This is a genomic window from Liquorilactobacillus satsumensis (assembly GCF_964065465.1).
GTDB lineage: Bacteria > Bacillota > Bacilli > Lactobacillales > Lactobacillaceae > Liquorilactobacillus > Liquorilactobacillus satsumensis.
Genome location: NZ_OZ061606.1, coordinates 2,010,580 through 2,033,934 on the forward strand (window position 1 = coordinate 2,010,580; position 23,355 = coordinate 2,033,934).

Sequence of the window (23,355 nt, forward strand, 5' to 3'; positions counted from 1 at the left end):
ACTGAGAATATATTAGCGAAATAGTTTTATTGTAAATTTCTTTGAAAAGAGCGTGCACGGTTAATAAAAAAGCAAAAACTGTGTCGGAGCACTGCAGTTTTTGCTGAACTTTCGACTAGAGCGAAGAAAGTGGGACATCATGAGCCCGTTGATTATCAGCGGCGATGAACGTATAAATATGTTGAATTCTTTTAATGTAACGCGAAATATCAAATTTTAAGACCGTCTTTTTAACGGTGCTGTGGGCATAACGTCCGCGCAGATAATAGAGCTGTTTGCAGGCTGTACCAAAGGCCTGTTGGTCATTCATGGGAGTTAAGATCCCGTTATCTTTGTTGATAATATCAGCCGGTCCAGTGGGACAATCGGTTGAAATAATTGGTAAACCGTATGAGGCAGCCTCAATTATGACCATCGGGAACCCTTCGTACTTTGAACAGAGTAAGAGGCAATCAGCTTCAGTGATGAAATCCCATGGGTTAGGGACCCAACCGCGCCAATTAATGTGAGGTGCAATCTGAAGTTGTTTTGCGAGTGCTTTAGCTGCTGGTAGATCTTGACCTTTTCCAAAAATATCGAGCTTCCATGGGATATCTAAGTGAGCCATTGTCTCAAGGAGCATGCGAACATTTTTTTGGTCGTCTAACAATATTCTACCGATAAAGACTGCATGAAAGGGCTTCTGAGCAGCAGGAGTTTGAATAGTTTTTTTATTGACCGTTCGGATTGGATTATAGATTAAGAAGATTTTATGTGCTGGAACTCCCAGTGCCAGCAGTTGTTTTTGGATCCCGGTGCTGATCGCTAAATGGTATTCAGAAAAAGCGAGTTCTCTGCGTGCAAAAATATTTGACTCTGAGATTGACGTGTGTCCCCACGAGACTATTTTATAAGTCAAACTATATTTTTGCTTGAGCTCATACGCTAATTCGCATGCTTTCCCTTCAAGGCCGAGGACAATGTCTGGGTTACTGGCAAGTAAATTGGTTGTGACAAAGTCTCTTTGTATCTGGCGATTTTTTGAATGACAGATTTTGAGTTCATAACCAGAATCACGTGTGATCCATTGCAGCCATTCAGGGTTGCCACTTTCGGGAATCAAGACTTGATAATTATTTTCGAGATCTTCGTTTACAAGATGTGAAATCACCCTTTCAGTTCCCCCATGGCCTTCGAGGTACTGTGTTATTAATGTTATTTTCACGGTAATTCATCCTTTCGTTTTATGAAACCAACATTAATCTAAGATACTGAAGTGTTATTCTGTGATAATAATTGCAAATTGAAGCATAGCGTTTTCGCGCTTACTGCTCACCTTGCAGACTGAGATAGCTACAAGGACCGTTATTGCTATGAATAAGAATTATGTTATTTTGATAATAAAAAAATAACGCTTTAATAAGCTACAACAAAACAGATTTAAGCTGTTGTGCAAGCAGTCTTTTTACCAAAAGACATATTATACGTGCCCCCATTCAACACTTATTATAGTTCCAAGCAAGATCGGAATACAAATGGTTGCATTCTACTTTATAATATGAGGTTAAAAATAGAACTATATTTGTGGCTTTAAGGCTGTTGTTTTAGCGCTTTGCAAACTTTTAGATTTTTTTAAGACTAATAAAAGTAATAGGTCGGAAAAAAATAAGAGCAATAATTTATTGGATTGTGATTTTTTATACAATTTCAAAAGAAAATTTTCAGACTGAAAGTTGTAATCTTAGGAAATTATTATTAAGATGAACTAAATGGATTTCTCATTCTAGAAGGGATGAACAGCTATGAAAGCAGTTATTGGGGTACCGAGTGATCAACTCGTTGAGAATCAACCAAAAATACCTGGAAATTATCCGGTGTATGCACCGCATGATATCAAAGAAGCAGTTTTTGCCGCTGGTGGGCTTCCGCTGATTCTTCCGTTTCCAGATAAGCGAGAAGTGGCGGCTGAAACTGCTAAAGAATTGAGTACGTTGCTGGATGGACTACTTTTAGCTGGGGGCCCCGACGTTGATCCGCTCTTTTTTGATGAAGAACCACTTCCAGCGTTAGGGATGACATTGGCTGCCAAAGATTGGTTTGAGGGTGCGCTAATCAAAGAAATGCTGGCTGCCCATAAGCCGATCTTGGGAATCTGCCGTGGCATTCAAATCCTGAATGCTACTTTGGGTGGTACACTTTATCAGGATTTAAAAACGCAATACTCGGGGTATGCTGTCCAACATCGTCAAGCAGCACTGGGCCATTTGCCAACACATCATGTCTCTGTGGTACCTCAGAGTTATCTAGGCAAATTGTTAGGAACTAAATTGGTAGTCAACTCGCGCCACCATCAGGCAATCCGCACACTGGCACCTGGACTTAGTGCCACAGCGTTTGCAACTGATGGAGTGATCGAAGCATTGGAGTCAAAAGGACAAGAGGTCCTTGCAGTTCAGTGGCATCCCGAGAATCTGTGGCAAAACGATCCAGTTGAATTCAGATTGTTTACTGATTTTGTTAAGCGCGCTCAAAAAGACTGAAGCTAAAAAGAAGAATATGATGGTGATTAAAAAAGTGTCCAGAAAGGTGACTGATACAGATGAAAATCGGAGTAATCGGGTTGGGGGACAATGTCCAAAAGGCGTACTTGCCGACATTTGTCAAGATGTATAATACTGCTGAATTTATTTTTGCCAGTGATAATGCGCAGGTCCGCAGTGAATTAATGTCTAAGTATCATCTTTTAAAGATGGTCAGCAGCTTGGATGAATTGTTTGCTGCTGGCATAGAAGCGTGCTTTATTCATGTTCCTGCGCCATTGCGTTGCGAATTGACTCGGCGGTGTCTTGAAAAAGACATTCATGTTTTTGTGGACGGACCGCTTAGAAAACAACCGACAGAAGTCAAGCAGCTTCAAGAATTAGCATTGGCACATTCTAAAATATTTATGATTGGGTTTAATCGCAGATTTGCTCCACTTGTTGAGAGATTAAAGGAAACTCCAGCTAAACAAAGCCTTTTTTTGCAAAAAAATATTACCGTGAAGAGCCGAAATGTCGAAGAATTATTTTATAATGATTTTTTGCCGGTGCTGGATGCTGCGATCTATCTCTTGGATAGTGAGCTTAAGCGAACAATTCCCGTAATTAAGCAACGCGCAGGAAAATTGGAATCTGCAACTTTAATTCTTGAAACGGCTGCTACAACGGCAATTCTGACCATGAATTTTCAAAGTAAAGTTGCTTCAGAAATCTATGAGGTGACTAGCGAAAATGGAATCTCTATTTTAAATGAATTGACTTCCTTACGCCTGCTGCATGCAGAAAATGAGGAGCTTTTAGGCTTTGGCGATTGGGATTCTCCGCTTAAAAAAAGAGGTTATGAGCAGATGGTGCGGCTGTTTGTCAATGCAGTTAAAAGTGAGACTTCTACTAATTTACGCCAAAAGAATATTCTGTTGAGTTACAAGTTATGTGCAGAAATGTTGCAAGAATATCAGCAACAAATTAAGTAGTTTTCACTGCCTAAGCGTCAGCCAGGCTCGAAATATTCAGGTATTAGAATAGTCTTTCCAGTAAACAGTTTTAATTTTATCTTTTTTTTGAGATAATTAGTAAAAGAAAAGGGTCTGGGGAGGTTATTTTTGTGCAAAAAAGAAATTGGTTTTTAATGATGTTTGCATTTGCAATTGGAATTTTTGTTTTTCCTGCGTTGTCAGTGCAAGCAGACAGCTATAAAATCAGTCATTATCATGCGCAAGTGGATATTCAAAAAAACGGAGATGCGGTGTTAACTCAGCGGGTCACGTACAATTTTAGCGGTAGTTTTCATGGAGTATATTATAATCAAGAACTTAAGGGCAATGCCGCTGTTTCAGATTTAAGGGTTGCGATCCAAGCTGGAACGCAGCAGCAAGTTTTACAGCAAGCTGAAAATGGCGAAAATAACACGTATCAAGCGACAAGTTCGAAAAATGAATTGAAATTAAAAATTTACCATACGGTTAAAAATCAGGAAGTTACCTTCATTTACCGCTATCGCTTGCATCAAGTGATTACTAATTATCGTGACACGGCAGAGCTGAACTGGAAGATAGTCGGTTCAAAGTGGGACACGGAATTAAATGACGTGCAACTTTTGATTCAATTACCCGCAACTAATGTGGAACAACTGCAGGCGTGGACACATGGTAATCTTGCTGGGACAACAACCGTGCAAAAAGACAAGGGCAGAGTTTTGATAAAACTTGCACAAAATCCCGCGGGACAGTACATTGAAAGCCATTTACTGTTTCCAACTGCTGTGACGTCACAAAATACAAATGTAGTTGATCAAAATGCTAAAACAAGAATTCAAAAGCAAGAAGCCCAACTGGCACAAGCTGCAAATAAAAAGCGTGCAGCCACTAAACGGCAAACGGCCTTAGTTCGAAATATTGTGCTGTTAGTGTATGCTTGCTTGTTTGTAGGCTGGCTAGTTTGGTTGGCAAGGCGCCGCGGGAATTTACGTGCTAAACTGGCACCAATTGTACATTCCTATGCGGTCCCACTATTTTCTGCAGAAGTAGCGCAAACAATTTTAAAAAAGAAAGCTCCGGATTCGGCTGCATTTAGTGCCTACTTACTGGAGCTTGCAGCTGCAAAGAAAATTGCAATTAAACCAATTAAGACTAAGAAAGAGGACTATGCAGTTGAGTTGCTGGATAAAACTCTTTTAGACCGTTATGACTTACTTCAGCTTCTTTTTAATGATGTCGGCGACGGGCAGCAGTTTCTTTTAAGTAAGTTGAAAAAATTCGGTAAGGGGCAATTAGCAGGACAAAAATTACAAGCAGCTTTTTCTGCTTGGCAAACAAAAGTCAGCTCTCAAGCTGAAGAGTTTGGTTTTAAGGATTTGGAGAATATTAAAGTGCGCAATTACATGTGGGCTTGGATGATTGGACTTTCACTTGTTGCCGTCCTAGCAGGCTTTTTAACATGGGGAACATGGGCAATTGGCGGAATTTTGCTCTCACTGGCAGCAGCTTATGTGCTGAGCTTTTTCTATGTCAAGCGGCGACCACCTTATTCACAAACTGGTTGGCGTGCGTATTATCAATTGTTATGTTTTCAAAAGATGCTTAAAGATATTGGCCGGTTTAATTTAAAAGAAGTTGGCGAATTGATTCTGTGGGAACAAATTTTACCTTATGCGGTTGCTTTTGGGCTTGCGGACAAAGTGATTGCAGCCTTGAAAACAAACTTCAATACCGCTGAATTGGAAACTGGATTTGGAATCTATTACCCGATAATTATTGCAGGAAATACTAACTTTGGGAGTGCTTTTAATACTAACTTTACGAGTGCTGTTGGGAATTACTCCTCTGCGACTGGTGGAACTGGCGGTTTTAGCGGTGGGTCTTCCGGTGGTTTTGGCGGCGGTTCCGGTGGCGGAGCATTTTAAAGCGAGCTTTAAGTAAAAATAGGAATTTAAAGTAAGCATTAAATTTGTTTAAATAAATAAGCTTAATGAACCCAAAGCAAAATAATTATTGTAAAGTCAAAGTAGCTTCTTTTACTTTTTTAGAAATAAAAAAACTGAGCAATGTTCAGCTAGTTGATTATGGGGCACGCAGTCTCTTTGTAAGCCGGGAATGCCTATCTTTTTGGCATTTTTTATATTAAAATACTCAGGTGTGGTCAAAGTGGGGCATGAATGAAAGAATTCACAAATTAACGAAAGAGAGTCAGAAATGTGTGGAAAACACGGAGGCGCTAATGATTAAAATAATGAACTTGTATGAGAAGTATAAAGCTGTGATTGCCTATCTTTTCTGGGGCGGAGTTACAACTGTTGTTAACATCGGAATCTTTGAAAGCTGGGTTTCTATGGGACTTAATTATCAGCTGGGAAACGTGGTGGCATGGTTTTTTTCTGTCCTAGTCGCCTATATTTCGAATAAGATCTGGGTCTTTACAACACCTTTTCGCAATATCCGGAGTTTGCTCAGTGAAATGTCATCTTTTTTCTTCTTTCGTTTATTGACATTAGTACTAGATGTGATCATTACAGGAATTGGAATTTCTTTGTTGAAGTGGGACACACTTCTCGTTAAAGTTTTAGATAATGTGATTGTAATTGTTGCAAACTATTTCTTTAGTAAATGGTATATTTTCAAGAAAACAGAATAAGCAAGCGGCGTTCTCACTGCTTGGAACTTGGGGTACACGCAACTAGAACGCTAATCTTAAGGGAATCGGATCAAGGGTTTAGACCCTGATCTGGTTCTTTTTTATTTGCCGATTTTTGCAATAATTAAGGCAATTATATGATTCTTGGTAGCTATTAGTAACGGGACGCAGTTATTTTGCAAGTCAAAAATAATTTTTCAAATACAAAAATGGTTTATGGTAGCTTGACCATGCCAGTAGTAGTTTATTTTAGTGCCTAAAGAAATTAGGACTAACAATAGTGCAAATTTGCTGGTTGCGGCATAATTTCGATTGAAGTATCTTTTTTCAAGTCAGCCTGAAAAAAGATGACTTAATAAATGATAACGATTACATTATTCTGGAGTTGTAAATAAATGATATGGAGGGTGTTTAGGATGACAGAAACGTGGTTAGGATTATCTAAGAAAGTATTTATTGTTACAGGGGGTTCTTCCGGAATTGGAGCAGCAATTGTGGATAAACTTTTGAGTTTAGGTGCAATTGTCTACAATGCTGATTTGAAAAATAATGAAAAAAAAGATGACGCTCTTTTCTTTGTACAAACAGATGTAACTGACGCCGAGGAAGTTAATGATTTGGTAGCTAAAGTGATTGCAACACAAGGAAGAATTGATGGCTTGGTAAACAATGCAGGAATAAATTTGCCACGGCTATTAGTAGATGCCCAGCAACCTCACAGCAAATTTGAATTTACGACTGCCGATTTTAACAAGATGTTTAGTGTAAATGTTAAAAGTGTTTTTTTAGTAGCTCAAGCAGTTGCACGTCAACTTGTAAAACAAAAAGAAGGCGTGATTGTCAATCTATCTTCTGAAGCAGGACTTGAAGGATCACAAGGTCAGAGCATTTATTCCGCGACTAAAGGAGCAATTAATGGATTAACCCGTTCTTGGGCTAAAGAGTTGGGTGAGTTCAATGTCCGGGTAGTAGGTGTTGCGCCTGGAATAATGGAAGCTACAGGGTTACGGACACTGGCATACGAAGAAGCGTTGGCTTATACTCGCCATAAAACAGTAGCCCAAATAAGAGCAGGCTACCGCAGTACGACAACAACACCTTTAGGCAGAAGTGGACATCTTTATGAAGTTGCGGATTTGGTAGCTTATTATCTGTCTAAAAGAGCGAGTTATATTACAGGTGTAACGACTAATGTTGCAGGAGGAAAGTCAAGAGGTTAAGGGATTGATGAGATGAACGGAAGAGAATATCTGTTATTGAAGTATTTTATCGTTAATGATTCTGTATCTTTTTCAGAGTTGATTGCACAATTTCATGTGTCAAAGCGGACGATGCTGAAGTATATTGCCAGCTTAAATGACAATTTGCAGGAAATAGCCGAGGTCAGGAATAATCAAGGACGCTATTATCTGAAAGTCAAAGATTACCAGCGACTAACTTCCTTACAGACCTCTTTTCTGAAATTATCATTGGACCTGAATGACCCAGTTAAGCGGTGTGCATATATTACTTATCAACTAATCAAAGCAGATGGATACATTGTGCTTGAAGAGCTTGCAGATCAGCTTGCAATTAGCAAAGGAACTTTAGTTAAGGATCTTAGCAACCTTAAAGCGAGTTTAGCGGAATATAGAGCAGAGATCTTGTCTGCAACGAATAAGGGAATTAAATTGGTTGTGAAAAAGGATTACGTGTATGGGTTGTTACTGGCAGGTTTAGTCTGTGATTATTACCCGCTGCCGGAAGCAAGCGTTCAGACAGAGCAAACAAAATTAACCGCATTGATTGGAAAAATTGATCCAAGTGAAAAAACACAAGTTCTGGTAAAAAGAAATCTAGCGATTGTATTGAACTTGATTAGCCATGGGCATCGGATGACAGATAAAATTCCTTGCTATCAAAATCTTTTTGCCACTGATACAATGGCTGACTTATGGACTTACTTGAAGCAGATATCTCGGCAAAAACCATTTACGTCAACCGAATTGCAGTTTATCTGTTATCCATTCAATATTAAATTCAACGCAAAAATGGATCCACAGTTACTTTCAGCAAACTTAGACCAAATTGAGGATGTTTATCACAAAGCAGAAGAAACAATTAAAGCTAAAGTCGATGTTGAGCTTGATTTCCAGCATTTCTTTCTGCAAACCAGGTATCATTTGCTTTTTATGTTGAATCGGGTCGTCTTTAAAACAGAAGCTGAGAATTTGTTAAGTGATGAAGCGATTGAAAAATATCCGGTAGCACTTGAGCTTTCACTAGCGACAGTGGCATTTTTTGAAAATTACACTTTTTTTAGGATTTCCAAAAGTGAAGTTAACTATTTAACAATCTATTATCAAATGGAGCTCGAAGAAGGTCGTGGAAAGCAGGTCGTCTTCAAAGCAGCAATCATTGGTGCAGTGAGTCGCAGTATTAAAAAATTAATTGTTCAACAGTTAAATGAAATAATTCTAGATTATGTTGAGGTTGATTCTTTCGATACAATCGAAGAACTCAAAAGGTCAAACGAGAAATACCTGATCATTTTTTCGAGTTACCCAGTAGGCTATGAGAATCAACGAGTACCAGTTGTACGTTTAAATAGTGTTTTTAGGACTGAAGAATTAACCAGCAAGATCAGAATTTCTTTTGTTGAAGATGCAATTCTCGAAAAAAAATGTATTTTGCGTGTGACGAGGTTAGATGCAAGCAAAGGGTATTTGCAGGAAACGCAAAGAATGATTCAACAAGAGATTACCATTGGACAGTTGAATCCAAGTTTCCGCAAAGCTTGGATTCAAAGAGAAAGACAGGCAAGTAATGTTTTTGAAAATGGAATTTCGATTCCACATATCGTAATGATTCAGGACATAAGCGGATTTTATTAACGATTGGTATTTTTAATGAAGACACTTTCTATCAAAATAGGAAGGTTAGACTTGTTTTTTTGATTGGAATTCCCAAGAAGTTAGAACCGGTTTTGAGCAAGACGCTTTCGGAGGTGTATGATCTCATTTTTTCAATTTCACGTCATAGTGGTCTGTATAACAATTTATTGAATTACAAGCAGACACAGCCATTTTCACAGATTGCGGAGGGGATTTAGATGCTGATTATTATGGGACTTTTGCTGGCGGGTGCATTTATTTTACAAGGCTTGTTCGGCTTTTTCCAAATTAAAAATTTTACCAGAAATTATCACGAGTTACGTAAACAAGGAAAAGTCTTGATTGGGCGTAATCCTAAGAAGTTCAGGGCAGGCAGTTTGATATTAATGGCACTTGATGGCACAGGCAAAATCAAGGAAGCACGTATTATGAAAGGAGTTACTGTTTTTGCCAAGTTCAAAAAAATTGGTCGATTGCACGAAAAACAGCTGCAAGAAGTTGCTGCGGATTATGATTATCTAGCTGGATTTGACCGATTAACACGCAGATGTATACTAGATGCTTATCGGAATTATATTAATTTTCAAACTGGAAAAATGGAAGCTGGGGCATTTAACACTTCTGTTAACCTCTTTTCGTTGCCCCTGTTGGCACGCTTAAATGAAATTAAAAACAAGGTTTTGTTGAAGTTAGGCAGTTAAATTAAAGGAGTTGAAGACTATGGAGTATCTAACGAATTTTGCATCCGGTTTTATGAAACTATTTCAGACAGGTGGAAAAACTTTTATTGGATGGATGTCATCTATCATTCCAGTTGTTTTGTTATTGCTGGTTCTAATGAACGCAATTATTGCCTTTGTGGGAGATAAAAAAATGGCCAAGCTAGCGCGGGCTTCTTCTAAGAATCCAATTACGCGTTACTTGATTTTGCCATTCGTTTCAGCTTTTATGCTGGGAAACCCAATGGCGCACTCAATGGGACGTTTTTTACCGGAGTATTATAAACCAAGCTGGTATGCTTCAATTGCACAATTTTGTCATACAAGTAACGGAGTTTTCCCACACATTAACCCTTCGGAATACTTCATTTGGCTAGGAATTGCACAGGGAATTCAGAAGTTGGGCTTGAATACGATGGATTTAGCCATTCGTTACTTGCTCGTTGGCTTAATAATGAACTTTATTGGTGGCTGGATCACAGATTTTACGACGGCTTATGTGTGCAAGCAACAGGGAATTACACTTTCTAAGCAAGTCGACATTAATTAAGTAAAATAAAGGACGGGGTGATTGAAATGGCAAAAAAGTATCGGAGTATTAAAGTTGTTAAAGGAGCTGGCGGCTGGGGTGGGCCCTTGACGATCACACCAACAGCACAGAAACACAAATTTATTTATGTAACTGGTGGTAACAAACCACCGATCGTGGACAAAATCGCTAAATTAACGGGGATGGAAGCGGTCAATGGTTTTAAAACCTCCATTCCAGATGAGGAAACTGCACTAGCGATTGTCGATTGTGGCGGTACGCTACGTTGTGGAATTTATCCTAAAAAGGGGATTCCAACGATTAACGTGTTACCGACTGGGAAAAGCGGACCATTAGCGCAATTTATGACAGAAAGTAACTATGTATCTAATGTTACTGTTGCACAAGTTATGTTAGCTGATGAGGCTGAAGTTGACCATGCAGCGACTGTAACTAGTGAGGACGGAGACAGTATTCCAATAAAACAGGAAAGTACAAAATTTGACAGTACTCAGACGTTGACACAACAGACACAAAATCCAGGACTACTTACTAAAATTGGCATTGGAGCTGGACGAGTAGTTGCAACGTTCAATCAGGCTGCTAAAGATGCCGTGCAGACGGTTATTAATACGATTATACCGTTCATGGCTTTCGTTGCATTATTAATTGGCATTATTAACGGTTCCGGAATTGGTAAGCTATTTGCAAGTGTTATGGAGCCTTTAGCGGGAAATATTTGGGGGTTAATGATTCTTGGTTTTATCTGCTCTTTGCCTTTTTTGTCCCCATTATTGGGTCCGGGAGCAGTGATTGGTCAAGTTATCGGAACTTTGATCGGAGTTGAGATTAGCAAGGGAAATATTCCACCGCAATACGCTCTTCCGGCTTTATTTGCAATTAATACCCAAAATGGCTGTGATTTTATTCCAGTTGGACTAGGCTTAGCAGAAGCAGATGCTAAAACAGTTGAAGTTGGAGTGCCTTCTGTGCTGTATAGTCGCTTTATTAATGGTGTTCCGCGTGTATTTATTGCATGGCTTGCAAGTTTTGGATTATATTCAGGAAAATAAGCTATTCTCGGGGTGAATTCTAATGAGTGAGAAAAAAATTTTTGAAACGAATGTTGTTGAAATTGGGGAGGAAGCACGCGAATTCAAGGAAATTAAGATGCTGATTTTGTTTGGAGACCAAGCACCTGACGCCTTACGCCCTTCTTGTTATTTAATCAACGTTGAACCTGTTCAGGGAAAGATTGAACCTGACATGTTTTTAAAGATTGATACTAATAAGTACAGGATTACCGCTGTAGGGCAAGAAGTACAATCTAATCTTGCAAATTTAGGGCATATTGCGATTAGTTTTACAGGCGAAAAGCAGGCGAAGCTACCGGGGACACTGTATGTTGAGAAAAATGAGTATCCTGTGCTTGCAGTCAATTCAAAAATTATGATTGAAAAAGAATGAAATCTGCCGCAATTTAGGCAAGTGTAATGAACATAATTAACTTAAAAAGTTGGGTTACGTAACCCGACTTTTTTTGTTTGGAAATATTTACATAAAAATTACATAAAATTGGCATGATAGTAGTGAAAGGCACTTAATGAAGAACCGATATTAGCTAGTGGAAGTGTGAAATCTATGCTGGTATAAGGAGAATCAATTTTATGTGGGTAAAATTAGAAAAGCTCAAGAATAGTTGTTGGCAAAGATTCAGAAGGAAGAAGCACAAACTGAACTTTTTTTCAAAAGTCCGCTTTAAGATTAGCGGGAAAAGCATCGGGACCTATGTTGCACTGTTAATTATTGCAGTAGCTTTTATTTCTATTCTAGGAATGTTACTCAGTTCATATTTAAATACGACGAATATTCTAATTTCACGTAACAACGCTAGCAAAAAATCAGCGGTTGAGGTAATCAATACTGAACAACAGTCAATTCATGATACTGCACAAAAAGCACTTGTAGGCATGCTGCAACAACCGGAATTTAAAGAGGAGTTCAAGCTGGATGCAATTTATGCATTAATACGTGCGGCGGAGAATGAGAACGGGGTAATAAAAAATGCCATCTTTACAACTGCAGACGGTAAATATGTGACTAATAACGATAAATTGGACGTGCATTATGCGCCGACAAAGCAAACGTGGTATCAAGAGGCTGTGAAAAAAGAGGGGGTTTTGAGTTGGAGTAGTCCTTATAAGGATCCGACTAGCCAACAATATGTAACCAGTGTTTCCGAAGCTGTCAGAGATGCAACTGGCAAACTCGGGGTATTATCGTTTAACATTTCCTATAATGACATTCAGGCGAACTTGGATCAGATGCAGATTGGACGCACTGGCACTGCAACCTTGATCTCAAAAAAAGGGATTGTGCTAGCAGCAACTGATCACAAGCTGGTAGGCAAAAATATCAGCTCAATGGCAGTCTTTAAGGCAATAGCACACAATAAAGCAAATGCGGGAAATGTCCTTCCCAAAGGAGGTTCACGAGTTGAAACCATTTATTATACTAAAGGAAATGGAGCTCAAATGTGGACGTTGGCTCAGGTACAAAGGGACGAATTAACGCCTGAAATAATGTCTTTAATAAGTGAGTCTTTGATTGCAGCCTTAGTCGTGTTGCTGATCGGGATTGGAATTGCAACGGCGGTAACGCGCTTGTTAAAGATAACCGCTGCGATCTTTGTGCATTTTTTGGCAGAAGCTGGCAACGGGCACTTGGTAAAAATAGAAGAGCATAAAGTTCCACGTAAGAAAAGAGTTGGAAAATTGACTGCACACCTGATAAAAAGCGATGCTGCTGGTAACGAATTACAGCAAGTTATTTTTCATTACAACAAAATGATTATGACAATTGGAGCTTTGATCTTAGGTATTCAAAAAGAAGGAGCTAATGTCTCACAAAGAACAGCTGCGTTAGTAGCATTATCACAACAGACAAACGCTGCAACTGAAGAAGTTACCAAGACAATTACTGCGGTTGCACAAACAACCAGTGAACAGGCTAAGAAAACGCAGCGCAGCGGAGAACAGATCCAACAGCTTTCTCAAGTCGTAAATGCACTGGAAGGGAAGATGGCGACGATGAAGCACCAGTCAGCATTAACCACGCATGTTAATCAAGAAAATGTCAATGTAATGACGCGAGTAGAGCAAAATTGGGAGCAACAAATAGCCAGTCTTGAAACTCAGGTGCATGACATTAACAAGATGGATGCAAGTATTCAAGATATTAATAAGATTATCGGAGTAATTAACCGAATCACTGCCAAGACCAATCTACTAGCATTGAACGCTTCAATTGAAGCAGCCAGCGCAGGAGATGCAGGGCGCGGCTTTGCTGTGGTAGCAACTGAGATCAGAAAGTTAGCAGAGCAAAGTAAAGCATCGACCAAAGAGATTGCAACTAATGTTGAAAGTATTCAAGCACGTTCAAAACAGGTTGTCGCTGGTACGGCCAAAGCGCTCGCAGGTGGGGAGGTACAAACTGATTTAATCGGACAAGCGATCACTTCTTCGAACAAAGTGGTTACGACAATTGAACAGCTTTTGGCGGGAATTGCAGCGACTGCAACGCTAACCCAAAAAATCATTGACATTCAAAAGCAGGTTTCAGCTAATCTTGCTGATATTTCGGCTGCAACTGAAGAAAATGCGGCGGGGACACAGGAAGTTTCGACTAATGCTGAAGAGGTCTTAGCAACGATGCAAGAATTTACCAAGCATGTCGCAGAATTACAGAAAATTGCAGCAAAACTAAAACAAAATTTAGTAGAAGGTTTTGTTGTTTAAGTGAAAGCCAATTACTAAATTACTAAATGCCAAGACGTCCACCGTGCACCTTGACCACATGGGATGTAATAATAAAAGCATCAGGATCAATATCGTGGATGGCACTCAACAAAGGCCCATAGCTTTGATTATCGACGACTAATAAGAGGAGCTCCTTTTGATTAGCACTGTATCCCCCGTGCACATCGTAAACAGTCAGACTCTGATCTGCAGCGAGCAGCATTTCTTGAAGTTCTGCAGTTTTAGTTTGGCTCATAATTTGGATCTGATATTTATGATCAAGGCCGGCCTCAATGTAGCGCATCACTAAAGAAGTAATTACAAGTGAAAAAACAGCCATAAAAAAGGCATTTAGACCTGAAACGAAAATATTGAAAAAAGTGACAACAAAATCAATTGCAAGTAACGAGATTGCCGTATTGATGTGGAAATATTTTTTTAAAATCAAAGGTGCGACAGTAGTTCCACCACTTGAGGCACTGATTCTGTATAACATTGCAATTCCAACTGCAAAAATCGCCCCGCCTGCAATAACAGCTAATAAAGGATCTGCGACAATCTTGAAACTCGGAGTGAGGTAAAGCAAGAGGGGAAGTAAGAAACTGCCTAAAGCGATTTTTTGGACCACTTGTCTGTCAAGAAAGACAGCCGCAAGAATAACCATTAGGGCATTGATAATCAGGACTGAAAAAGCAGGTGGAATTTTAAAGGAGGCATGCAATAAGATCGCAATTCCGGTTGATCCTCCAGCTGCGATGTTAATAGGTGAGTAGAAGAAGTTAATTGAAAGAGTAATAATTTCTAATGCAAGTAGTAAGATTCCTAATTGATACAGTGGATTTTTTGTTAACCTTCTTTTCATAATGAACTCCTTTCGACGTGGCTCATACAATTAAGTTTAACAAACCAGACCGTTTTGTTCTAATTATTAGACTAAAAAACTGACAACATTTTCACGACCTTTGAGAGTAAAAATGTTGTCAGTTTTTATTTTTATTAATGAGTTGCTTTAATCAAGCGTGCAATATTTTCCGCAGTCTGTGCGATGTCTGCGCGCCCATCGGCAAATGCAGCGGAAAGACTTTTGGCGCCAGAAACAGTTGCAAAAATTGCGGTGAAAATTCCTTTTTGATAAAGGACATCGACTTTTTCACCAACATTACCTGCTAAGGCAATGACTGGAGCATTCGGGGCCACGGTTCGAGTTGCAAGTGCGACTCCGAAGGGCGTTTTACCATATTGTGTCTGAAAGTCAATACCACCTTCACCAGTAAAAACGAAATCCGCATCAACTGCTTTTTCCTTTAAATGCGTGTAGTCCACGACAATTTCGATTCCCTTTTTTAGCTTGGCGTTTGTAAATGCTAACAAGCCAGCACCTAATCCACCAGCTGCGCCAGCCCCAGGGAATGCGGCTAGGTCTTTACCGGTTGCTTCTTGTACGATGCGAGCATAATGTGCCAGATTGTGATCTAATTGTGCTACCATGGCTGGTGTTGCTCCTTTTTGGGGACCAAAGACAGCAGAGGCACCTTGAGGCCCTACAAGTGGGTTTACTACGTCTGAAGCAATCAAAATATTGGTTGCCGCAATACGTGGGTCACGTTGACTAAGATCAATTGTGTGGAGTTTTTGGAGTGCACCTCCACCAAATTGAAGCGGCTGGCCATTGACATCAAGTAATTTAATCCCTAATGCTTGGGCCATTCCGGCACCACCATCATTTGTAGCACTGCCGCCGATCCCTAAGATGATTTTCGAAACTTGATGATCTAGTGCATCAAGGATAAGTTCTCCCGTGCCAAAAGTAGTCGCACGGAGCGGGTCACGAGTTTGTTCGGTGACATATCCAATCCCACTGGCTTCAGCCATTTCAATTACGGCGGTATTTCCATCTCCTAGTAAACCATAAGTTGCATTGACCTGCTTGCCCAGCGGACCAGTCACTTTTTTGGTGATCAAAGTTCCTTGACTGGCATCCACTAATGATTGAACGGTTCCTTCACCACCATCTGCCATTGGAACTTTAACAAAATTAGCGGTAGGGAAGACTTTTTGAATGCCGTTTTGAATTGCATCAGCGACTTCTTTTGCTGTTAGGCTTCCTTTGAAAGAATCTGGGGCGATAACGAATTTCATTTACTAATCCTCCATTAAAAGTATTTTAAAGGTGTAAGAAACCATACATTACTGTGGCCACCACCATTGCAGTTCCACCTACTAAAAATTCATAAAAGATTCCGCGTGAACGTTCTTTTAGATCCATATGCATGGCATTGGCTGTGACGTGAAAATAGTTACCATGTGGAAGCTGATCCAAAACGATTCCGCCAGTGTGGACCATCGCAGCGGCTGCTAATGGAGTGACTCCAAACCCAAGAATTGCTTTTGAAAAAGATCCGGTTGCAAGGATTACTCCAGTTGAAGTTGAAGCCGAAGCAGCAGCCATGAGCAGGCCGGATAACGGAGCAAGTAAGACACCGGAAATATGTGAAAGCTGAATTAATGAAATGATCTCAGCAGGTAAATTTGATGAAGTGATGGTTGCACCAATTGCACCTGCGCCTATCAAAATTAAGACGACGTCAGTCATTCTGCTGACACCGGCTTTGGCATAATTACGCAGCTGGTGTCCCTGTTTCATTGCAAGGGCACCCACGACTGCTGCAAAAGGAAGGACGTAAAGCGCGTCAAGGTTGAAACTCGTTAAAAAGGTCAGATGAAAAATTGATCCAAGCGGGTTGAGCAATAAAAGAACAATTGCCACAACGGGTGTGACTAGTGCTGATCCTAAAGAAGGCAAATCCTTATCTTTGCCAGCGGCAGTAAGATTTAAAAGATCATCTTCACGAACTTGACTACCTTTTTGCTTGATCAAATTAGCAATTAAGATTGTGACAGCTAAGGCAAAGAGAGCCGGAATGAAATCAGCGATCATTACTTGACTGAGTTCAACATTAAATCCCTTTGCAGCGGCAATCGTGTTGGGATTGGGCGAAATGATATTACCGGCTTTACCACCGCCTGAAAGGGCAACAAGTAAAGCTAATTTTGAAATTTTCATTCTTTGTCCAACTTCAAGCGCAATTGGTGCCACAATTAGAACTGCAACTGGAATGAAAACACCGACTGCTGTAATAACCATGGTTGCCAGTGCCAGTGCCAAAATTGCAAAATGGTCCCCCAACTTATTTACGATTGTGCGGGCAAGGGTATCAGCTGCGCCGGATTCCATCATGACACCTGCCAGCATTCCAGCAGCCAAGACACGTAAAACGGTGCCCATAACACTTTGAGAACCTTTAATTAAAATATCGAGTGTTTGAACAAGATTGGCGCCCCCCAGCAAGGAACCGCAAATTGCACCCAATAGCAGTGAGTAAACCGGGTTTAGTTTCTTTAAAATTAAGATAATAGCGACTGCTAGACCGCATAGAGCAGCCCACCAGGAAATAACAAGTGATGAATCCATAATAACCTCCAATTAATTGTGAAAAAATTAATAAATCGCACAACAACCATTGTAAAGAAAGTTGGTTTTAATTTCAATCTTTCTTTTAAATTAAATTTATTAATGGCTTAAAATACTTTTAAATCAAGATTATTCAAGAAAAAAGCAGGTTATCTGAAACTATCTTCCTTAAAAAAACTTAAAGTTCATTATTTCACACTTTTAAAAAATTAGGGAAATAAAATTGGTTCTGGTGCAAAAATTTTCAGACAACTCTATTTCGAGTATAACTAGCCTAAAAAGCGAGGTAGTTATGATGAAAAATTATTTTAAAGAGCGGCATTTCCAGAAAAGACATTATTTTGGTAGCCGTTGGCTGCTATTTCAGATTTTCATTGAGCTATCGTGATATTGTTGAAATATTACGTGACCGTGGGATTACCATTCATCATACAACCATTATGCGCTGGGTTCACCATTACGGGCCACTATTCAAATTATTATGGCGGAACGTTAAAAGCCATTAAACAAGTGATTAAGGATGGATTATTGCCAACGGAGAATCACAAGTGCTCTAAATATCGTAATAAGTTGATTGAACAAGATCATCGGCTAATTAAACATGTCTTGGTAAAATCAAGTGACTTTCAATCGCTACGAACGGCTTTAAAAACCCTAAGTGGGATTGAAGTCATGCATCAGCTACATAAAACAAGCCAAAGAGAGCCTAATATCTTTGGTTTTTCGGCATTACAATCGTTAACCGAATTAGTAGCAAACTAGTATAGTAATGACTGTCAAAATGTGGTAAACAGGTTTCTTTATTATTTTTGCACCGGAACCATAAAATTTAGCTTGTACCTGATAGGCACGAAATTCGGCCACTTGCGCAATTTTGGTTTACTATAAAACAAAGCTATGTTCTACTAAAAGTACGGAAGGAATAATTATGAAAATCAGAGTTGAAATTAATCGCAGCCTTGATGATACAGAGGTTATTATCCATGCTCCGTCAGATAATAAAGCTCATGAAATCTATCAGCTACTGCAAAAAAAGACCAAGCTGCAAACGTTAAAACTTTATGCGGCGACAACTGAATATTATCTGAGTGTTACTGAAATTCTCTTTTTTGAGACTGATGGTCGTCAAATCAGTGCCCATACTGCCGAACAAAGTTATACAACGCATTATCGTTTATATGAATTGGAAGAACTTTTACCCCAGATGTTTATGCGTGTTTCTAAATCCACGATTTTGAATACGGAGAAAATTTTTTCATTAACACATTCAATCTCGAGTTACTTGGTGTGTTTTCAAAATTCATATAAACAAGTTTATGTATCGCGGAAATATTATAAAGAACTCAAGCAGCGACTTGAAGAAAGGGAGTAAGTATGATGAAACGGCAAAGATGGTTTTGGGGAGTTTTTTTCCTGTTGTGCGGATTACTTTTAATTGCAAGCAAAGTTGGATGGCTAGGAGGAAGTCTTGGATTTTGGAGTATTATTTTTACCGTGTTCTTTATTGCAGGTTTAGTTGAAGGACTGGTTCATTTCAACATCCCGGTGATTGTGTTTTCGGTGGCCTTTTTACTAATTGTCTATGCCAAACAACTTGGAATTACACAGCTAGTGCCATGGACAATTTTAGGTGCAGCAGTTTTTATTTCAGTCGGGTTGTCACTTCTTTTTCATGCTCGCTTCATTCATCTTAATCACTTGCGTTTGACCACTCCTTCCTCAGGTAAAGCGAGTTCAGCACAAGTAAAAATTGATGCTAAAATGGTGTCTACAATTCGCTATGTTAGATCTGAGGATTTTAAAGAAGCAGCGATCACGGCTTCAATGGCCAGTTTGAAAGTTTATTTCGATGATACGCTGATTAAAGGTGATTCTGCAGTCATTAATATTCATGGGTCACTTAGTGGAATTGAACTTTATGTACCTAAAACTTGGGATATTATAGTGCAAGTTGAACCTGTTTTAAGTGGAATTGAAGAAAAAGGTGGCGGTGTGACTGTTGCAGAAACTGCACGACCACGCGTGTATCTTAAGGGCGACTTGAATCTTTCGGGGCTTGAAATTAACTATATTTTTTGAAAAATTTAGTGAAAGATTAAGAGTATTCTAAGAGAATTGAAAAAGGGAGTATTTAGAAAAATAAGTTTAGGAGAAGAGTAGAGATGGATATTTTAAAACCGCATTTTAAGCAAAATGTTGGCATGATTATCGGCGCGGTGGTCGCAGTCGTTATTTTAGCAGCAAGTTCGTTATGGCAGCCGCGGCTTTTGCAGGATATTATGAATGCAATTATTGCTGATCGAAAAGAACGTGTGCTTGTTTATGGCATACAACTAATTGTTTTAGCGCTAATCGGAATTGCAGCGGGGATTGCAAGTACCTTTTTTGCGGCTAAAGTTGCACAGGCAGTTGCTACTGATTTACGGGCACAGACTTATCAGAAGATTCAGACCTTCTCATTTGGAAACATTGAGCGTTTTTCTGCAGGCAGCCTAGTAGTACGTCTGATTAACGATATTAATCAGGTTTTGAACTTGGTAATGATGCTTCTAACACAATTATTACGTTTACCAATTTTATTTTTAGGAGCGTTTATTTTAGGAATTTTGACAATTCCACGTTTGTGGTGGATCGAACTTTTAATGGTTGTCTTGGTTCTGGGACTTACCAGTCTGGTTTTTTCGCGCATGAGTAACCTTTTCATGCGTTTCCAGAAATGGGTGGACAATTTGAACTCGGTTGCAAAAGAATCAATGCAGGGAATCAGAGTGATTAAATCTTTTAATCAGGAACAAAGTGAAATTAAAAAGTTTGCAGGAGCAGCTGGTGAACTACGCGGACTCAACTTAACGATTGGTTATCTTTTTGCACTCTTAATTCCTTGTTTTATGCTAATTTCCAATTTGATGATTTTACTGGCAGTTTATTTGGTCGGAACAGGCATTACGGCTCACCCGGGTGAATTAGCAGCGATTGCTTCATATATTTCCTATTTGATGCAACTAATGCTTGCGATTATTATTGGGGCAATGACAATGACGATGTCTTCACGCGGGATGATTTCCTTAAGGAGAATAAAAGAAGTCCTAAAAACGAAACCCGATGTTCAGTTTGATCCAAAGGCTCCTGTTCAAGATCTGGCTGGAAGTGTGGAATTCAAGCAAGTCACATTTTCTTATCCTGGAGCCAAAACACCTGCATTACGCGCTGTCAGTTTTAAGGTCAAAGCTGGGAATTTCGTAGGAATAGTCGGTTCGACAGGTTCTGGGAAATCAACTTTAGCACAATTAATGGCGCGTTTATATGACCCTTCAGCTGGAGAGGTTGAAATTGGGGGGCAGAATTTGCGCAAGGTCAATGAAAAATCATTGCGCAAAGCAGTCAGCTTTGTTTTACAAAAAGCGATCCTTTTTTCAGGCTCAATTGCTGATAATTTAAAGCAGGGCAAAGCTGATGCAACCGAAAAAGAGCTTAGTTGGGCGGCACATATAGCCCAGGCAACTGAATTTGTCGAAAAGTACACTGAAGGATTTGCACATCATGTTGAGGAACGCTCTTCCAATTATTCAGGTGGGCAGAAGCAGCGTTTGTCAATTGCACGAGGAGTTGTGGGTCGTCCCAATATTCTAATCTTGGATGATTCAACATCTGCATTGGATGCCAAGTCAGAAAAATTGGTGCAAGAGGCTTTAGCACATGAACTTGCACAAACAACGGTGTTCATGATTGCCGAAAAAATTTCTTCAGTTATCAAAGCTGATCAGATCTTAGTTCTAGATCAAGGCAAGTTAGTTGGGAGTGGAACACATAGTCAACTGCTCCAAGATTCACAAATATATCGCGAAATTTATGCGGCGCAATTATCTAAAACAAAAAAGGGGTGAGCATGCCAAATGAAAGGGTTAAAAGATTCATTGGGGTATTTTAAACATTATTTACAGCCATACTGGAAAGGTTTGGTGTTTGTTGTCGGACTAACAGTGCTGTCAACCTGGGCACAGATTGAAGCACCGATTTATTTAGGAAAAGCAATTACAGCTTTAAGCCGTTATTTAATTGCGTATAGCAATCCACTCACACGTCCGCATGCGTCACTTTCAAGTTTTCATAATGCGATCTGGTTAATTTTGATTTTCTTCATTTTAACGGTAGTTACGATGTTGATTTCAAGTCTGTGGATTTCTTATATTAATGGTTATTCAACGAATAATATGCAACGTGGGCTTTTCAAGAAGCTACAAAAAATGACGGTGCGGTATTTTGATAGTCATCAGGACGGGAAAATCCTGTCACTTTTTACGTCTGATTTGGATAATATTTTCAATGCAATGAACCAGGCTGTTTTCGAATTGATTTCACAAATAATTTTGTATATCGGTGTCTTGTGGATTATGTTCTCGTTGAACGTTAAATTGGCGTTTGCAACTGTGGCTTCCACGCCGTTTGTCATCTTGATTGCCTATATTATCATTAGAAAGGCACGTTTCTATATTGATAAGCAACAAGATGAAATCAGTGGCCTCAATGGCTATATCAATGAACAAATTAACGGACAAAAAATTATTATTACAAATGGACTTCAAAAAAAGTCTGTTGCGGAATTTAATGTCTTGAATGAACGTGTGCGCCATGCAACTTTCAAAGGACAACTATATTCAGGATTACTCTTTCCAGTGATGCAAGGTCTCTCATTGTTAAACCTTGCAATTGTAATTGCGTATGGTTCTTGGATGGTGGTCAGTGGCGATCTTGGAAAAGCTGTTGGCATCGGTTTAATAGTTACTTTTGTACAATATTCACAACAATATTTTCAACCAATTACACAGATCACATCGATGTACTCAATGATTCAGCTTGCATTGACAGGTGCTAAGCGGTTGGCACATGTGCTTAAGCAACCTGAAGAAGAACGGAATGCAAATGGCAGTGAGCTTAAGGAGATTAGGGAAGGCGTTGAGCTTCAAGACGTACATTTCGGATATGATCCTGACAAAGAAATTTTGCATGGAATCAATATCAAGGTTGAAAAGGGTAAGATGATTGCGCTGGTTGGCCCTACCGGCTCGGGAAAGACAACAGTTATGAACTTATTGAACCGTTTCTATGATGTGACTTCTGGAAAAGTTCTCTTTGATGGTCAGGATACACGTGAGTTCTCATTATTTTCTTTACGGCAAAATATTGGGATTGTTTTACAGGACTCAATTTTATTTACTGGTACAATAGCCGACAATATCAAATTTGGAAAGCCAAATGCCACTGATCAACAAATGATTGCGGCGGCAAAACAGGCTCATATTCATGATTATATTGAAAGTTTGCCAGATGGTTATCAGACAAAGGTCGATGATGAAAATTCTGTTTTATCGGTTGGTCAAAAACAGTTACTGAGCATTGCACGCACATTATTAACCGACCCAGCCTTTTTAATTCTTGATGAGGCGACTTCAAATGTTGATATGGTTACAGAAGAAAAAATCAAGCTGGCAATGGATAATGTGATTGCTGGACGAACAAGTTTTGTAATTGCACATCGTTTAAAAACGATTGTTGGGGCCGATCAAATTATTGTTTTAAAAGATGGTCAAGTCATTGAACAAGGTAAGCATGAACAGTTGTTAACACAAAAGGGCTTTTATTATAATCTTTACACTAACCAGATGGTATTTGAATAAAAGTGTGCAAAAAGGTGTTAGGTTTTAAGGCTTAGAGTTCGAGCACATTAAGAAAGAAGTGCCGACAAACAGCGTTTAGTCTCCGTGGACTAAGGTCTGAGTTACAAGGTAACCCGGACTTGGTTACGCGTAAGGCAGACT

The 23,355-nt window shown here is 39.4% G+C and carries 19 protein-coding genes and 1 pseudogene; 16 read left to right on the forward strand and 4 right to left on the reverse strand.

The annotated features are described in order from the left end of the window. Positions 1-115: 115 nt before the first annotated feature. Entirely contained in the window at positions 116-1,204 is a 1,089-nt protein-coding gene (locus AB3Y88_RS09260; RefSeq protein WP_054756265.1) for a glycosyltransferase, read from the reverse strand. Between the two features lie 577 nt (positions 1,205-1,781). On the opposite strand from AB3Y88_RS09260, the gene AB3Y88_RS09265 reads away from it, so the two are divergent. The 11 genes from AB3Y88_RS09265 (at position 1,782) to AB3Y88_RS09315 (ending at position 14,067) form a co-directional block, all read left to right on the forward strand. Further along, positions 1,782-2,519 (forward strand): gamma-glutamyl-gamma-aminobutyrate hydrolase family protein, encoded by a 738-nt coding sequence (locus AB3Y88_RS09265; RefSeq protein ID WP_056961127.1) that lies wholly within the window; start codon positions 1,782-1,784, stop codon positions 2,517-2,519. Positions 2,520-2,578: 59 nt separating this feature from the next. Then, positions 2,579-3,493, forward strand: a complete 915-nt coding sequence (locus AB3Y88_RS09270; RefSeq protein WP_056961128.1) for a Gfo/Idh/MocA family protein — start codon at positions 2,579-2,581, stop codon at positions 3,491-3,493. A gap of 131 nt (positions 3,494-3,624) precedes the next feature. Then, positions 3,625-5,421 carry a DUF2207 domain-containing protein gene (locus AB3Y88_RS09275; RefSeq protein ID WP_056961129.1) on the forward strand — a complete coding sequence of 599 codons (1,797 nt, stop codon included), beginning with the start codon at positions 3,625-3,627 and terminating at the stop codon, positions 5,419-5,421. A 314-nt stretch (positions 5,422-5,735) separates the two neighbouring features. Beyond that, complete coding sequence (locus tag AB3Y88_RS09280) at positions 5,736-6,149, forward strand: GtrA family protein (protein WP_056961130.1); 414 nt, start codon at positions 5,736-5,738, stop codon at positions 6,147-6,149. A gap of 416 nt (positions 6,150-6,565) precedes the next feature. Further along, complete coding sequence (locus AB3Y88_RS09285) at positions 6,566-7,369, forward strand: SDR family oxidoreductase (RefSeq protein ID WP_228888255.1); 804 nt, start codon at positions 6,566-6,568, stop codon at positions 7,367-7,369. 12 nt (positions 7,370-7,381) lie between these two features. Next, positions 7,382-9,022, forward strand: a complete 1,641-nt coding sequence (locus AB3Y88_RS09290; RefSeq protein WP_367293430.1) for a transcription antiterminator — start codon at positions 7,382-7,384, stop codon at positions 9,020-9,022. Positions 9,023-9,240: 218 nt separating this feature from the next. Next, positions 9,241-9,723 (forward strand): transcriptional regulator GutM, encoded by a 483-nt coding sequence (locus AB3Y88_RS09295; RefSeq protein WP_056961133.1) that lies wholly within the window; start codon positions 9,241-9,243, stop codon positions 9,721-9,723. A gap of 19 nt (positions 9,724-9,742) precedes the next feature. Further along, positions 9,743-10,291, forward strand: coding sequence for a PTS glucitol/sorbitol transporter subunit IIC (locus tag AB3Y88_RS09300; protein WP_054756285.1), 549 nt, complete (start codon positions 9,743-9,745; stop codon positions 10,289-10,291). Positions 10,292-10,317: 26 nt separating this feature from the next. Beyond that, positions 10,318-11,343, forward strand: a complete 1,026-nt coding sequence (locus AB3Y88_RS09305; protein ID WP_056961134.1) for a PTS glucitol/sorbitol transporter subunit IIB — start codon at positions 10,318-10,320, stop codon at positions 11,341-11,343. Between the two features lie 16 nt (positions 11,344-11,359). Next, a complete protein-coding gene (locus AB3Y88_RS09310; protein ID WP_054756287.1) occupies positions 11,360-11,737 on the forward strand; it encodes a PTS glucitol/sorbitol transporter subunit IIA in 378 nt (125 codons plus the stop codon). Positions 11,738-11,937: 200 nt separating this feature from the next. Next, positions 11,938-14,067: a methyl-accepting chemotaxis protein gene (locus AB3Y88_RS09315; protein WP_056961135.1), complete on the forward strand. Its 2,130-nt coding sequence runs from the start codon at positions 11,938-11,940 to the stop codon at positions 14,065-14,067. Positions 14,068-14,089: 22 nt separating this feature from the next. Here AB3Y88_RS09315 and AB3Y88_RS09320 read toward each other — a convergent pair whose 3' ends face one another. From AB3Y88_RS09320 to AB3Y88_RS09330, 3 genes are all read right to left on the reverse strand, one after another. Then, positions 14,090-14,929 carry a YitT family protein gene (locus tag AB3Y88_RS09320; protein WP_056961136.1) on the reverse strand — a complete coding sequence of 280 codons (840 nt, stop codon included), beginning with the start codon at positions 14,927-14,929 and terminating at the stop codon, positions 14,090-14,092. A gap of 134 nt (positions 14,930-15,063) precedes the next feature. Then, on the reverse strand, positions 15,064-16,206 hold the full coding sequence (locus tag AB3Y88_RS09325; protein ID WP_056961137.1) for a glycerate kinase: 1,143 nt from the start codon (positions 16,204-16,206) through the stop codon (positions 15,064-15,066). Between the two features lie 25 nt (positions 16,207-16,231). After that, a complete protein-coding gene (locus AB3Y88_RS09330; protein WP_056961138.1) occupies positions 16,232-17,539 on the reverse strand; it encodes a GntP family permease in 1,308 nt (435 codons plus the stop codon). Positions 17,540-17,834: 295 nt separating this feature from the next. Here AB3Y88_RS09330 and AB3Y88_RS09335 point away from each other — a divergent pair. The 5 genes and pseudogenes from AB3Y88_RS09335 (at position 17,835) to AB3Y88_RS09355 (ending at position 23,214) form a co-directional block, all read left to right on the forward strand. Beyond that, positions 17,835-18,301: pseudogene (locus AB3Y88_RS09335) on the forward strand (DDE-type integrase/transposase/recombinase). 166 nt (positions 18,302-18,467) lie between these two features. Further along, a complete protein-coding gene (locus AB3Y88_RS09340; protein ID WP_056961141.1) occupies positions 18,468-18,911 on the forward strand; it encodes a LytTR family DNA-binding domain-containing protein in 444 nt (147 codons plus the stop codon). 5 nt (positions 18,912-18,916) lie between these two features. Then, a complete protein-coding gene (locus AB3Y88_RS09345) occupies positions 18,917-19,618 on the forward strand; it encodes a LiaF transmembrane domain-containing protein (protein ID WP_054756304.1) in 702 nt (233 codons plus the stop codon). A gap of 83 nt (positions 19,619-19,701) precedes the next feature. Continuing rightward, positions 19,702-21,423 carry an ABC transporter ATP-binding protein gene (locus tag AB3Y88_RS09350; protein WP_228888246.1) on the forward strand — a complete coding sequence of 574 codons (1,722 nt, stop codon included), beginning with the start codon at positions 19,702-19,704 and terminating at the stop codon, positions 21,421-21,423. A gap of 9 nt (positions 21,424-21,432) precedes the next feature. Next, positions 21,433-23,214, forward strand: coding sequence for an ABC transporter ATP-binding protein (locus AB3Y88_RS09355; protein ID WP_056961143.1), 1,782 nt, complete (start codon positions 21,433-21,435; stop codon positions 23,212-23,214). Positions 23,215-23,355: the final 141 nt, after the last annotated feature.